The 15,263-nt window shown below is 35.8% G+C and carries 12 protein-coding genes and 2 tRNA genes; all 14 read left to right on the top strand.

Annotated features, from left to right (window positions below):
* Positions 1-58 precede the first annotated feature (58 nt).
* The 14 genes from rph to ppsA all read left to right on the top strand — a co-directional run bounded on the left by rph (position 59) and on the right by ppsA (position 15,239).
* Positions 59-808, top strand: coding sequence for a ribonuclease PH (gene rph / locus CS937_RS12000; protein WP_099158686.1), 750 nt, complete (start codon positions 59-61; stop codon positions 806-808).
* Positions 809-826: 18 nt separating this feature from the next.
* Positions 827-1,423 carry an XTP/dITP diphosphatase gene (locus CS937_RS11995; protein WP_099158685.1) on the top strand — a complete coding sequence of 199 codons (597 nt, stop codon included), beginning with the start codon at positions 827-829 and terminating at the stop codon, positions 1,421-1,423.
* A gap of 28 nt (positions 1,424-1,451) precedes the next feature.
* Positions 1,452-1,961, top strand: a complete 510-nt coding sequence (locus tag CS937_RS11990; RefSeq protein ID WP_099158684.1) for a metallophosphoesterase — start codon at positions 1,452-1,454, stop codon at positions 1,959-1,961.
* A gap of 139 nt (positions 1,962-2,100) precedes the next feature.
* Positions 2,101-2,174 (top strand) — tRNA-Gly (locus tag CS937_RS11985).
* 13 nt (positions 2,175-2,187) lie between these two features.
* A tRNA-Arg gene (locus CS937_RS11980) sits at positions 2,188-2,261 on the top strand.
* A gap of 142 nt (positions 2,262-2,403) precedes the next feature.
* On the top strand, positions 2,404-3,378 hold the full coding sequence (locus tag CS937_RS11975) for a tetratricopeptide repeat protein (RefSeq protein ID WP_099158683.1): 975 nt from the start codon (positions 2,404-2,406) through the stop codon (positions 3,376-3,378).
* Between the two features lie 154 nt (positions 3,379-3,532).
* Complete coding sequence (gene tig, locus CS937_RS11970; protein WP_099158682.1) at positions 3,533-4,819, top strand: trigger factor; 1,287 nt, start codon at positions 3,533-3,535, stop codon at positions 4,817-4,819.
* 343 nt (positions 4,820-5,162) lie between these two features.
* A complete protein-coding gene (clpX, locus tag CS937_RS11965) occupies positions 5,163-6,440 on the top strand; it encodes an ATP-dependent protease ATP-binding subunit ClpX (protein WP_099158681.1) in 1,278 nt (425 codons plus the stop codon).
* 276 nt (positions 6,441-6,716) lie between these two features.
* Positions 6,717-9,047, top strand: a complete 2,331-nt coding sequence (gene lon, locus CS937_RS11960) for an endopeptidase La (protein WP_099158680.1) — start codon at positions 6,717-6,719, stop codon at positions 9,045-9,047.
* A complete protein-coding gene (gene yihA, locus CS937_RS11955) occupies positions 9,034-9,621 on the top strand; it encodes a ribosome biogenesis GTP-binding protein YihA/YsxC (protein WP_099158679.1) in 588 nt (195 codons plus the stop codon). Before lon ends, yihA begins: the two co-directional genes overlap by 14 nt.
* Before the next feature lie 284 nt (positions 9,622-9,905).
* Positions 9,906-10,724, top strand: a complete 819-nt coding sequence (locus CS937_RS11950) for a transporter substrate-binding domain-containing protein (RefSeq protein ID WP_099158678.1) — start codon at positions 9,906-9,908, stop codon at positions 10,722-10,724.
* Positions 10,725-10,796: 72 nt separating this feature from the next.
* Positions 10,797-11,459 (top strand): amino acid ABC transporter permease, encoded by a 663-nt coding sequence (locus CS937_RS11945; RefSeq protein WP_099158677.1) that lies wholly within the window; start codon positions 10,797-10,799, stop codon positions 11,457-11,459.
* Positions 11,460-11,474: 15 nt separating this feature from the next.
* Positions 11,475-12,215, top strand: coding sequence for an amino acid ABC transporter ATP-binding protein (locus CS937_RS11940; protein ID WP_099158676.1), 741 nt, complete (start codon positions 11,475-11,477; stop codon positions 12,213-12,215).
* Between the two features lie 423 nt (positions 12,216-12,638).
* Positions 12,639-15,239 carry a phosphoenolpyruvate synthase gene (gene ppsA / locus CS937_RS11935; protein WP_099158675.1) on the top strand — a complete coding sequence of 867 codons (2,601 nt, stop codon included), beginning with the start codon at positions 12,639-12,641 and terminating at the stop codon, positions 15,237-15,239.
* Positions 15,240-15,263 lie beyond the last annotated feature (24 nt).

The following is a 15,263-nucleotide window of genomic DNA, read 5'->3' as shown; positions in this document are numbered from 1 at the left end:
TTCCAAGATTGGTAAAAAATATGTTACCATTGATTTTGACTGAAGGAGGAAAATTAATATGAGAAATGATCAACGTACAACTGACGAACTACGACCAATTACAATTACACTAGATTTTGTTAAACATCCTGAAGGGTCTGTACTAATTCAAGTAGGGGAAACAAAAGTGATATGTAATGCAAGTATAGAAGATAGGGTTCCTCCATTCATGCGCGGTCAAGGGAAAGGCTGGATAACAGCGGAATATGCCATGTTACCTAGAGCGACGGATCAAAGAAATATTCGAGAATCATCTAAAGGTAAGGTTAGTGGAAGAACAATGGAAATTCAACGTCTAATTGGAAGAGCATTGCGTGCTGTTGTGGATTTGGACAAAATAGGTGAACGTACAATTTGGGTTGATTGTGATGTCATTCAAGCAGATGGCGGAACTAGAACAGCATCCATAACTGGAGCATTTGTTGCAGTTGTACAAGCTTTTGGTAAGCTATTGGAAAATAAGACATTGGACAAAATGCCTGTTACAGATTTTTTAGCAGCAACTTCAGTCGGTGTATTACCAGATGGTACTGAGGTTTTGGATTTGAATTACGAAGAAGATTCTAAAGCACATGTCGATATGAACATTGTCATGACTAGTGCAGAAGAATTTGTTGAAATTCAAGGAACTGGTGAAGAAGCAACGTTTACCAATACTCAATTACAAACAATGCTTCAACTTGCAGCAAAAGGTTTAGTAGACATTATGGAAAAGCAAAGGGAAGTATTAGGTGAGATAGCCGACCGGATTGGTGAAACAAAAAGATAAACGAATAGGTGAACGACGATGAAACAGGTAATCATTGCTACAAAAAATGAGGGAAAAGCTAAGGAATTTAAAGACTTTTTTGAACCATATAACATAAATGCCGTTTCTCTATTGGAGTTACCAGACAATATTCCAGATATTGAAGAAACAGGTGGTACCTTTGAAGAAAATGCTGCGTTGAAGGCAGAAACCATCACTGATTTATTGGGTACACCTGTGTTAGCAGATGATTCCGGATTGGTAATCGATTCATTAGACGGAAGACCAGGGATTTTTTCTGCGCGCTATGCGGGTGAGACAAAAGATGATCAAGCAAACATTCAAAAAGTACTTTATGAATTGGAAAATGTAACAACTGAAAAACGAACGGCACGATTTGTGTGTGTATTAGCAATATCTATACCGAACAAAGAAACAATATTTTGCAAAGGCACATGTGATGGCAGTATAGCATCTTTTCCTGAGGGTGAGCACGGATTTGGATATGATCCAATCTTTGTTCCTAAAGGGTACTCAAAGACTATGGCAGAGCTTACCCCAAGTGAAAAAAATAATATAAGTCATCGTAAAAATGCAATTATACAATTAGAAGATTGGTTAAAGGGTATATACTAGTAGTAACCTTTGATAGGAAGGGGATATTATGCCTAAAGTTTTAATTATAAGTGACAGCCATGGATTAACGAATGAGGTTGCACAGATTAAAGAAAGACATCATGCAGATTATATGATACACTGTGGTGATTCGGAATTAGATATTGATGCTCCTGAATTAGAAGGCTTTCTTAAAGTAGCGGGTAATTGTGATTTTGATAATCGTTATCCTAATGAACAAGTAACAGCAATTGAAGGATTGAACTTTTTTGTGACACACGGGCACCTATACCATGTAAAATCAAACCTCATGACGTTAGCGTATCGATCGAAAGAGAAAAATGCGCATGTAGTATGTTTTGGACATAGTCATATTGCCGGTGTTGAAAAAGTGGGAGATCAATTATTTATTAATCCTGGAAGTATCCTTCAGCCTAGAAATAGGGTTGAAAAAACGTATGCAATGATAGAATGGGATACATTGGATGACGTAAATGTGACCTTCTACACGGTGACCGGCAGCCCTGTTGATGATCTTAATTATCAAACCTCTATATGAGAACTAAGGAAAACTTGTCATTCATAATTGAAAGGATGATTGATAGGTTTTCTTTAAAATTAATTGTAGAAAAGGTATTGACAAAAAATTGCTTAGTGCATATAATAATTCTTGTCTCTTAAAAAGAAATAAGTTAAGTGCGGGTGTAGTTTAGTGGTAAAACCTCAGCCTTCCAAGCTGATGATGTGAGTTCGATTCTCATCACCCGCTCCATACATAATTTTATGTCCCAGTAGCTCAGCTGGATAGAGCAACAGCCTTCTAAGCTGTGGGTCGCAGGTTCGAATCCTGCCTGGGACGTTGCAGTAAGAAACCTATATAATTTTTATAGGTTTCTTTTTTCATATTAATGAAATGTTTAATTTTTTAAATTTCGGGAATGTATATCTATTATGTGATATAAACCTAACTAAATATCCGTTTGTGGGAAAGGAGAGAAAGGATGCAGAAAAACGGAAATGTAATTCTTTTTCCAAAATGGCAAACAACATTGGAGGAAGAAAGCTTATCTGCACTTAAGCAAAAGAAGTACGGAGAAGCGTTGGAGAAATTGAATAAATTATTAAGTTATCAAATTAACAATCATGAGATTATTATAGGAAAATTAATTTGTTTAATGGAGCTAGAACAATATGACGAAGCGCAAGATTTATGTGAGGATGTACAAAAGCAAAAAGATGAACACTATTTTCAATATGTACATATATACTTAACGATATTATTTCAGACAAGCCAGTATAAATTGCTCATGGATCAAGTCGAATATGAATTCGAAACAAACGAGGTTCCAATGCCAGTTAAAGAACAGTTCCAGCAGTTATATGATATGAGTGTACAAATGAATGATCAATTAAATGTTGAGCAATCAGTATCGTACATAAAAGAATTACTAGATGCAGTTAACGAGCAAAATCATTCATTACAGTGGCGTTTAGTAGAGAACATGAAGAAAATGAAGGCAAAACCTGACATTCAAGTTATGGAGGACCTCTTAACGAATGAAACAGTTCATCCTGTTACGAAGACGGCCATATTTCAATGGTTGCAGGAAAAAATGTTTTCAGAAAGTGTTACTATACATAAATTAAATGTACGTCATACGGTCTTTCCTACAGATATAACAGGGTTAGAATCACATATTTTCATAAAACAAACCATACTGGTGATTGGTGAATTAGAACAAAAAAATCCTTCACTGTATCGAATGATTGAAAAGCTGTTGTATCGATATGCTTACGTTCGTTATCCGTTTATGCCATCGAATGATGACTTTATGCTGATTGCTGAAGCATTAATATCTATAGGTGAAGAATATTTAAATTTACATAATAGTGAAGTACAAAGTAAAGAAGTTTTACAGTATATTGAAGAAATAAAAATGTGTGAAACGTTATATTTATCAATTATAGAAGACTAAGTGAATCGTAGCAGACAAGAATAGCTACAAATGCTTGAAAGGCATAGTAATTATGTTATAATAAGATGGTTGTAAATTTGAATAGTATTACGTATCCATTAAATTTAATGAACGTGAAAATTTATGAAATACAATAGATTTTGGAGGGAATAATATGTCAGCAAAGTGGGAAAAGCAAGAAGGTAATGAAGGAGTACTAACAATTGAAGTTAGTTCTGAAGAATTTGATCGTGCATTAGATCAAGCATTCAAAAAGGTTGTAAAAAAAGTACAAGTTCCTGGATTCCGTAAAGGTAAAATACCACGTAAAATTTTTGAAAATCGTTTTGGTGTTGAATCATTATATCAAGATGCTGTAGATATTGTATTACCAGAAGCTTATACGAAAGCTGTTGAAGAAACTGGTATTGAACCAGTTGAACAGCCTGAAGTTGATATTGAAGAAATCGAACAAGGCAAACCTCTAGTATTTACTGCAAAGGTAACTGTGAAACCAGAAGTAACTCTCGGTGAATATAAAGGGTTAGAAGTTGAAGAACAAGATACTACTGTAACAGATGAAGACGTTGACCATGAAATCGAACATCAAAGAGAACATCACGCTGAATTAATCGTTAAAGAAGAAGGAAAAGTAGAAAAAGGCGATACAGTTGTAATGGATTTTGAAGGATTCATTGATGGAGAAGCATTTGATGGTGGTAAAGGTGAAAATCATTCGTTGGAAATCGGATCAGGTCAATTTATTCCTGGATTTGAAGAGGAACTTATTGGTAAAGAAGCTGGAGTGGAAACTGAAATAGAAGTTACCTTCCCAGAGGATTATCATGCAGAAGAATTGGCTGGTAAAAAAGCAACGTTCAAGGTAACAATTCATGAAATTAAAATGAAAGAACTACCTGAGCTTGACGATGAATTTGCTAAAGATGTTGACGAAGAAGTAGAAACGTTAGATGAGTTAAAAGCGAAAAAACGTGAAGAATTAGAAGCACAAAAGAAACAAGATGCTGAAAATCAAAAGCGTGAAACGTTAATCGAAAAAGCATCTGACAATGCAGAAGTAACAATTCCAGAAGCAATGGTGACTACTGAATTAGACCGTATGGTTAAAGAATTTGAACAGCGTCTACAAGCACAAGGTATGACGATGGAAATGTACTTCCAATTCTCTGGACAGGACGAAAATGCTTTACGCGAGCAAATGAAAGAAGATGCTGAAAAACGCGTTAAAACAAACCTTACTTTAGAGGCGATTTTCGATAATGAAGGTCTTGAAGTAACGGAAGAAGATGCTGATGCTGAACTTGAAAATATGGCTAAAATGTATGGGACTGAAGTAGATCAACTGAAGCAAATGCTTGGTGGAAATACGGAAGCAATTAAAGAGGATATTAAGTTCAAAAAAGCGATAGATTTCTTAGTAGAGCATAGAAAAACTATATAATCTTTCGTTTAGGGTTTATTTACAACTGAAAAAGGTGAATACTACTAACAAGGTGCGAATTTCTCGTACCTTGTTTTACCTTATAGAGAATATCTAGCTAGATAATTCCTACAATGCGACATAATGTGTTGTCTTAAATTTGTTAAATTCACATAAGATAAACAAAAGGGCATGTGACTAGAGAAAACAGTTATGATTTGACTTTTTCAATAATTTATCCATAATTATAAGAAATGTAGAAAAGGTTTATTGTTTTGTTTTCTAAATATGATTTGATATGATGGGCTATGAAAGCCAGAGTCCTAATGTAGGAGTAGAGTGAAACTTTTAGGGGTGAAAATGTATGTTTAAATTTAATGAAGAAAAAGGACAATTAAAATGTTCATTTTGTGGAAAGAGTCAGGATCAAGTTCGTAAATTGGTTGCCGGACCTGGTGTTTATATATGTGATGAATGTATTGAACTTTGCACAGAGATTGTAGAAGAGGAATTAGGCACCGAAGAAGAAACAGAATTTAAAGAGGTGCCAAAACCTAAGGAAATTTGTGACATTCTTGATGATTATGTAATTGGACAAGAAAAGGCAAAAAAGAATTTATCTGTGGCGGTATATAATCATTATAAGCGTATCAACTCACCAAAAAATTCGGATGATGTTGAATTAGCTAAAAGTAATATTGCGATGATTGGGCCGACTGGTAGTGGGAAAACATTGCTAGCTCAAACACTTGCAAGAATTTTGAATGTTCCTTTTGCAATTGCTGATGCGACTTCTTTAACTGAAGCAGGTTATGTCGGAGAAGACGTTGAAAACATCTTGTTAAAATTAATTCAATCTGCTGATTATGATGTTGAAAAAGCTGAAAAAGGTATCATTTATATTGATGAAATCGATAAAGTTGCACGTAAATCAGAGAACCCGTCCATAACAAGAGATGTCTCTGGTGAAGGGGTTCAACAAGCATTACTAAAAATTCTTGAAGGAACTACTGCAAGTGTTCCTCCACAGGGCGGTCGTAAACATCCGCATCAAGAATTTATTCAAATTGACACGACTAACATTTTATTTATTTGTGGTGGAGCTTTCGATGGCATTGATCAAATTATAAAACGTCGATTAGGTAAAAAGGTAATTGGTTTTGGAGCTAATGAGAAACAACAAGATCTTGAAATGGGAGAATTGCTTTCGAAAGTACTACCTGAGGACTTGTTGCGTTATGGTCTAATTCCGGAATTTATCGGAAGACTGCCAGTTATTGGTGCATTAGAGCCATTAGATGAAGATGCACTAGTAGAAATTTTAACAAAACCAAAAAATGCTCTAGTTAAGCAGTATGAGAAACTATTCCAAATGGACGATGTGGAGTTAGAGTTTGAAGAAGAGGGTCTTGTTGAAATAGCTAAAAAAGCTATTGAAAGAAAAACGGGTGCCCGTGGTTTGCGCTCCATTATTGAAAGTATTATGCTTGATGTAATGTTTGAATTACCATCTAGGGAAGACATTGAAAAATGTGTTATCACAAAAGATACGATCGCCCAGGAAGATGGTAGCCCTAAACTTATATTTAGGGATGGCACGGTAAAAGAGGGGAATGAAAAGTTTCCTAAAGAGAGTGCATAACTAAATTATAGATAATTATAACAAACCTGAGACTGGATTGAATGGTATACTGGCTCCTTTACTAGCGATGATTAGGTGTAGGAAGGAGGCTTGTGTATACTTTATTCTCCAGTCTCTTTTAATTGTGTTTAGTATTTACCCTTAAGGTAATACTAAGCCCATCAAGTTCAACAGACATTTACATTTACAAATAGAGAAGTTTTATATAAACTTTAACAATGAAGATATACATAGGAAGAATGAAAAAGATTGCATGATAAATTGGAGGTACATACAATGACAACTAATACAATTCAACTTCCCCTCCTCCCTTTACGTGGATTACTCGTCTTTCCATCAATGGTGCTTCACCTTGATGTGGGAAGAGATAAGTCAGTTACAGCATTAGAAAAGGCGATGATGGATGATCAAACTATTTTCCTTGCTGCACAAAAAAAGGTCAGCGTCGATGATCCAGAACCAGCCGATATTTATCGTGTCGGAACTATGGTAAAGGTTAAGCAAATGTTAAAACTTCCAAACGGGACAATTCGTGTCCTTGTTGAAGGCTTACATCGAGGGGAAATTGTCCGTTTTATTGATGAAAAAGATGAATTTATTGTTGAAATAGATAAATTAGATGAAGTTATTAGTGAAACACACGAAGAGGAAGCGCTAATGCGTTCATTATTAGCTCAATTTGAACAATATATTAAGGTTTCTAGGAAGGTGACACAAGAAACGTTTGCAACTGTACAAGATATTGATGAGCCAGGAAGACTGGCAGATATTATAGCATCACATTTATCATTGAAAATAAAAGATAAACAGGAAATACTTGAAATTATAAATGTTAAAAAACGTTTGCAGCATTTAATAAAGTTAATTTCAAATGAAAAGAAAGTTCTTGATTTAGAAAAGAAAATTGGGCAGCGTGTAAAAACTTCAATGGAAAAGACACAGAAGGAATACTATTTGCGTGAACAATTAAAGGCTATTCAAAACGAGTTAGGTGAAAAAGACGGTAAAACGGGTGAAGTGGAACAATTACGTGAAAAGGTAACTGAATCTGATATGCCTGAACGAATTATGGAAATAGCCATGAAGGAACTTGGAAGATATGAGAAGGTGCCACAAAGTTCTGCAGAAAGCTCCGTCATACGTAATTATATAGAATGGTTGTTGGCGTTACCTTGGACTAAAAAAACGCGTGATACGATAGAAATTAACAAAGCGCAAGCGGTTTTGGACAAGGATCATTATGGTTTAGACAAAGTAAAGGAACGAATATTAGAGTATCTTGCTGTTCAAAAACTTACAAAATCAATAAAAGGACCTATATTATGTCTTGTTGGGCCACCTGGTGTGGGAAAGACTTCTTTAGCTAAATCGATTGCAACGTCCATTAATCGAAACTTTGTACGAATTTCATTAGGTGGGGTTCGGGATGAAGCTGAAATAAGGGGACATCGCAGAACATATATAGGGGCAATGCCAGGCAGAATTATTCAAGGTATGAAGAAGGCTGAAACAGTTAATCCGGTTTTTTTATTAGATGAGATTGATAAAATGTCTAACGACTTCCGTGGAGATCCTTCATCGGCGATGCTTGAAGTACTGGACCCTGAGCAAAATAGTAATTTTAGTGATCACTTTATTGAAGAGACATACGACTTGTCTAGTGTTTTATTTATTGCAACGGCAAACTATGTTAACAATATTCCAGGTCCGTTATTAGACCGAATGGAATTGATATCAATTGCTGGATATACAGAGGTGGAAAAACTGCATATTGCAAAAGAACATTTATTGCAAAAGCAACTGAAGGAAAATGGATTGAAAAAAAGCAATCTGCAAATTCGTGATAATGCGTTACTAAAATTAATCAGACGGTATACTCGTGAAGCGGGTGTCAGAGGATTAGAGAGACAATTAGCTACATTATGTAGAAAAGCTGCCAAAATTATTATATCCGAAGATAAAAAACGTGTAATTGTAACAGAGAAAAGCATTGAGGAACTATTAGGCAAACCTTTATTTCGTTATGGATTGATGGAAAATGAAGATCAAATAGGTGCAGCAACTGGTCTTGCCTATACAGCAGCTGGAGGAGATACCCTTTCTATTGAAGTTTCTCATTATCCAGGAAAAGGCAAGCTTACGTTAACAGGTAAATTAGGTGATGTTATGAAGGAATCAGCTCAGGCTGCATTTAGTTATATCCGCTCAAGAGCGAAGGAACTGAATATTGATCCTGATTTTCATGAAAAATATGATATTCATATCCATGTGCCTGAAGGGGCAACACCAAAGGATGGTCCGTCTGCCGGAATAACGATGGCAACAGCGCTTGTATCTGCCCTGTCAGGAAGAGCTGTTAAAAAAGAAGTAGGAATGACTGGTGAGATTACGTTAAGAGGACGTGTACTTCCAATAGGTGGTCTAAAAGAAAAATCACTAAGTGCCCATCGCGCTGGAATTTCTACAATTATTATCCCTGAAGAAAATGAGAAGGATATTGAGGATATACCTGAGAGTGTTCGGAACGATTTAACGTTCATTAAAGTTAATCATTTGGATCAAGTATTAAAAAATGCTTTGGTGGAGGAAAATCATGAAAGTAACTAAAGCAGAAATTGTTATTAGCGCAGTCAGTCAAAAACAATATCCTAACGACCAGCTACCAGAAATAGCGTTAGCTGGTCGTTCCAACGTTGGAAAATCATCTTTTATAAATAAGCTCATTAATCGAAAGAATTTAGCAAGAACATCGTCAAAGCCTGGTAAAACACAGACGTTAAATTTTTATAAGATAAATGAAATCTTTTATTTTGTTGATGTACCGGGTTACGGTTACGCAAAGGTATCAAAGAAGGAACGAGAAAAATGGGGAGGCATGATGGAAGAGTATTTCGAAACAAGAGATACTTTAAAAGCTGTTTTGTTAATCACAGATATCCGTCATGAACCAACTAGAGATGATGTGCAAATGTATGATTTTTTAAAGCACTTTGAACTACCTGTAGTTGTTATTGCAACTAAGCTTGATAAGATCCCTAAAGGTAAACGTGATAAACATTTAAAGCGTACGAAAGAAACCTTGCAATTAGATAAAGAAGATCTCATTATTCCATTCTCAGCAGAATCTGGTGAAGGAAAAGATGAAGCATGGAAGGTTATACGAAATCATATTAATTTTTAAAGTTATCCCTACTAATGTCTATGACTTTAGTAGGGATTTTTTTTATTCATTTTCAGAAAATTTGGAGTGTATTTAAGGATATTAAAGTATATTACGGTATATGTAAGGTACATGAAGGTAAACCCGTCTAATATAAAGATATGTGGGCTTAATTAGATATATAAGTAAATTTGCAATTAGAAGTTGTTTGTGAATATTGCTATAATTTTATATATATTAGTGCGAAGGAATGACTCGACTTGCATGATATACGCATATTTAATTAAAAGGGGATGTATTAACTTATGAAAAGACTGAAAATTGCACTATTTTTCGCCCTATTTCTACTTATGTTAACTGCATGTGGTAAAAGTGGCTCAGAAACTGAATCAGGTGATAATTCTAAAAGTGGCGATAGTGGATCAGAATTTAATCTCATTGAGGATGGTAAGCTAACATTTGCTGCATCAGGTGAATTTAAACCGTTTAGTTATATGGAAGATGGAAAAATGGTCGGGTATGATATTGCCGTTGCAGAGGCAATAGCTAAAAAATTAGGATTAGAAGCAGTACAACAGAAAGCAAAGTTTTCCGGTATTGTTACTGGTGTAAAAAAAGGACGCTATGATATTGCGGTAGCAAGCCATACAATTACCGACAAACGATTGAAACAAGTTAACTTTTCAGAACCATATTATTACTCTGGACCAGTAATTTATACAAGACCTGATAGTGATATTCAATCAGCAGATGATTTAAAGGACAAAGAGATTTCCGTTTCACGAGGATCTACGTATGTTGATAAGGCTAGTAAATATACAGACAATATTCCACAGGTTGATAGTGATGTAGTTGCATTACAATCATTAGCAAAAGGCCATCACGATGCCGTAATTACTGACTCTATTACAGGACAAACAGCTATTGAAAATGGGTTAGAAATCGAGAACCGTGGACAGCTAGGAGTTAGTGAACAAGCAGTGGCTGTAGCTAAAGATAATGAAAAGTTATTAGCTGAGGTTGATGAAGCATTAAAAGAGCTTAAGGAAAGTGGTAAGCTTGCGGAATTAGCAAAAGAGTGGATTGGCGTAGATATTACACAAGAGCCTGAAGAAGCGAAATAAAAAAGTCTACCAATTAATACAAATGTGCGCTAGATTTGCGCACATTTGTCCTTTAAAAGGGAGTTGAACTAGTTGTCTGGAATTAAACATTTTTTTGATGTATTTATAAATAGTTTAGACGTTTTTATAGAAGGCTTTAAAATTACCATCAATCTTTCTGTAGCGTCATTGATAATAGCTTTTATTATTGGATTGTTCTTTGCAATTTTAAAAATATCGAATGTGAAAATCTTACAATGGATTGCGGATGCTTATATTTGGGTAGTTCGTGGAACACCACTTATTGTACAAATATTTGTCCTTTACTATGGGCTGACGGAAATCATTCTACTCGATAAATTTTGGGCAGGTGTGGCTGGTCTAGCTTTTCATAGTGGTGCGTATATTGCAGAAATTATCCGTGGTGCAATTCAATCCATTGATAAAGGTCAAACAGAAGCTGGTCGTTCATTAGGTATGACTTCTGGTCTTACTATGCGACGTATTATTTTACCACAGGCATTTCGTCGTGCCGTACCATCCCTTGGTAACCAATTCATAATTGGTATTAAGGATTCCTCACTTGTATCCTTTATCGGTATGCAGGAATTATTTGGAGTTGCCAGCACACAAGGGTCAAACAACTTTGACTATTTACCTTTCTATTTAACCGTTGCAGTTTATTATCTCATTATCGTACTGGTTCTTACGGTGCTAGTTAACATGTTAGAGAAGAAAATGGCTCAAAGTGATTAAGTGAGGAGGTATAGCATGAGTGAAAATAAGGAAATGATCAAGGTAGAAAAATTAAATAAATCATTTGGTAAATTACATGTGCTAAAAGATATTGATATGACAGTAAAAGAAAGTGATGTTGTTGTATTGATTGGTGCAAGCGGGTCAGGCAAAAGTACACTGTTACGTTGCTTAAATTTTTTGGAGATAAAAAACGATGGAAAAATTGTCATTGAAGGTGAGCAAATTGAACAAAGGACACACGATCTAAACAAAGTACGTGAACGAGTAGGCATGGTGTTCCAGCATTTTAACCTTTTTCCGCATAAAACGGTACTTGGTAATATTATTGAAGCACCTACACAAGTAAAAGGAATTAAAAAGGAACAAGCTATAAAAGAAGGTAAAGTACTTCTGGATAAAGTTGGGTTAGGAGATAAGTATAATGTCTATCCATCGACTTTGTCAGGAGGACAAAAGCAACGTGTAGCAATAGCTCGGGCATTAGCAATGAAACCAGATGTTATGCTGTTTGATGAACCAACTTCTGCACTTGATCCGGAATTAGTTGGTGAAGTCTTATCCACAATGAAGGATCTTGCAGAGGAAGGCATGACAATGGTGGTTGTTACACATGAAATGGGATTTGCACGAGAGGTCGGCGATTGGGTTGTTTACATGCACGATGGGAAAATAGTTGAAAGTGGGCGACCAAAGGAACTATTTGATAATCCAAAAGAGGAGCGTACACAGGAGTTTTTAAGTTCAATATTATAAAAATAAATGGTACTTTAATGGAGTAATGAAAAAAGCCCAATTTCTTAGCATTAATTCTAAGAAATTGGCTTTTTAATATTGGAATTGCCTCATAGTAAATCCGTATTTTCCTTACTTTTTTTCCTATAAATTTAAGATCCATCATAGCGTTGTTCATGTAAATACATTGATAAAAAAGAAAAACTATGGTAAATTTATATAGATATGCACTGTTGATGGATTTTTGTATAATTATCCTTATTTTAATTATACATCATAAATCCCTTTTCAGTCAACCACTATTTTTATTTTTATAAGGAGGGTTTGATAAAAGCATGGAACTTCGCCAAGAGTGGAAACGAATGAACAGCGTAATTGGTTGAGATGAAAAATTTTAGTCATATGATTTTTCTTGGTATTGATTGATAAACGGGAGGGAAAGAAATGAAACCATATGTACTAGAGTTTCGGGAGATCGATAAAACGCAACTTTTGCACGTTGGAGGAAAAGGGTTGAATTTAGGGGAACTATCAAAGATTGATAGAATAAAAGTGCCAGAAGGATTTTGTGTTACGACAGAAGCTTATGAAAAAGCTCTCGAACAAAACGATGCCTTCCACGCTTTGTTGGATCAACTAACACTGCTAAAAATAGAAAATCGAGATCAAATTGGCGAGATAAGCAGGAAGATTAGGAAAATCATTATGGAAATAGAGATTCCTTCCGATGTTGAGAAAGCTGTTAGCAATATACTCTCCCGGTTTGGTGATGAACATGCTTATGCAGTGCGTTCCAGTGCAACTGCTGAAGATTTACCACATGCCTCTTTTGCTGGTCAGCAAGACACCTATTTAAATATAACTAGTAAAGAAGCTATTTTGCAGCACATTAGCAAATGTTGGGCTTCCTTGTTTACGGATCGTGCCGTGATTTACCGTATGCAAAACGGATTTGACCACAGACAAGTGTCTTTATCCGTTATCATTCAAAGGATGGTTTTCCCACAGGCTTCAGGGATTTTATTTACCGCTGATCCGATTACTTCCAACCGAAAGGTACTATCAATCGATGCTAGTTTTGGACTTGGAGAAGCCCTGGTCTCTGGTTTGGTTTCTGCGGATTGTTATAAAGTACAGGAAGATAAAATCGTCGATAAAATGATAGCAACCAAAAAATTGGCTATCTATGGGCAAAAAGAAGGAGGAACAGAGACAAAGCAGCTCGATCCCGATCAGCAAAAAACGCAAACACTTACGGATCAACAAATATTACAACTGTCACGTATTGGAAGACAAATCGAAGCACATTTTGGTAACCCGCAAGATATCGAATGGTGTTTGGTTGATAATATATTTTATATTGTCCAGAGCCGTCCGATTACGACTTTATACCCCATCCCTGAAACGGAAGATGAAGAAAACCACGTCTATATATCTGTCGGGCATCAACAAATGATGACAGACCCTATAAAACCATTGGGATTGTCCTTTTTCCTGTTAACGACTCCTGCACCTATGCGTAAAGCCGGCGGAAGGTTGTTTGTTGATGTCACACATCAACTTGCTTCACCTGTCAGTAGAAACACTTTATTAAATGGAATGGGACAACACGATCCGCTCATGAAAGATGCCCTTATGAACATCATTGAACGTGGAGATTTTATAAAATCGTTACCAAATGATAATAAAGCCCCGAGTCCCACCAAAGGCAATACAGATATGCTGGAACAAATCGAAAACAATCCTTTAATCGTTTCTGATTTGATTAAGCGTAGTCAATCATCCATAGAAGAGTTAAAGCAAAATATTCAAATGAAAACAGGATCAGATTTATTTGATTTTATTCTAGAAGATATTAAAGAATTAAAGAAGATTTTATTTGACCCACAAAGTTCAGCTGTATTTATGGCTGCTATAAATGCTTCATCATGGATCAATGAAAAAATGAACGAGTGGTTAGGTGAAAAAAACGCAGCAGACACGCTTTCTCAATCTGTACCAAACAATATTACTTCGGAAATGGGTCTAGCACTATTGGATGTCGCAGATGTAATTCGTCCTTATCCAGAAGTAATTAATTATTTACAACATGTAAAAGATGATAACTTTTTGGATAAATTGGTTAATTTTGATGGTGGACAGGAAGTTAGAAACGCTTTTATTGCTTTTCTCAACAAATACGGAATGCGATGTGCAGGAGAAATCGATATCACGAAAACTCGTTGGAGTGAAAAACCAATTACACTTGTCCCCATGATTCTTGGTAACATCAAAAACTTTGAACCTAATACTGGCAAGCGCAAATTCGAGCAAGGGCGACATGTTGCTTTGGAAAAAGAACAAGAGTTATTAGACCGATTGAAACAATTACCGAATGGTGAACAAAAGGCCAAAGAAACAAAACGAATGATTGACAAAATCCGAAATTTCATCGGCTATCGTGAATATCCAAAATACGGCATGATTAATCGCTACTTCGTTTATAAGCAAGCTTTACTGAAAGAAGCCGATCAACTCGTACGAGCAGGTATTATTCATGAAAAAGAAGATATATACTATCTCACTTTCGAAGAACTTCACGTAGTCGTACGCACAAATAAATTGGATTACCAAATCATCAGCCAACGAAAAAACGAGTACAAATTATATAAAAAACTAACTCCCCCACGTGTTATTACGTCTGATGGTGAAATCATTGCAGGTGAGTACAAACGAGAAAATCTCCCAGCTGGAGCAATTGTAGGTCTACCTGTTTCTTCAGGAGTTATAGAGGGGCGAGCACGTGTCATCTTAAACATGGAAGATGCAGACCTGGAAGATGGTGATATATTAGTCACCGCTTTTACTGATCCTAGCTGGACACCATTGTTTGTATCCATAAAAGGACTCATCACCGAAGTTGGTGGACTGATGACCCACGGAGCAGTCATCGCTCGTGAATATGGCTTACCAGCAGTTGTGGGTGTGGAGAATGTTACGAAGCTGATCAAGGATGGACAAAGGATCAGGGTGAATGGAACAGAAGGATATATAGAAATACTATAGTAGAGCATCAACGTCAAATAACAA

Source organism: Virgibacillus ndiopensis (genome assembly GCF_900187325.1).
Taxonomy (GTDB): Bacteria; Bacillota; Bacilli; order Bacillales; family Amphibacillaceae; genus Virgibacillus_E; species Virgibacillus_E ndiopensis.
Note: the sequence above shows the minus strand (reverse complement) of the source record. Positions and strands in the feature narration are given on the sequence as shown.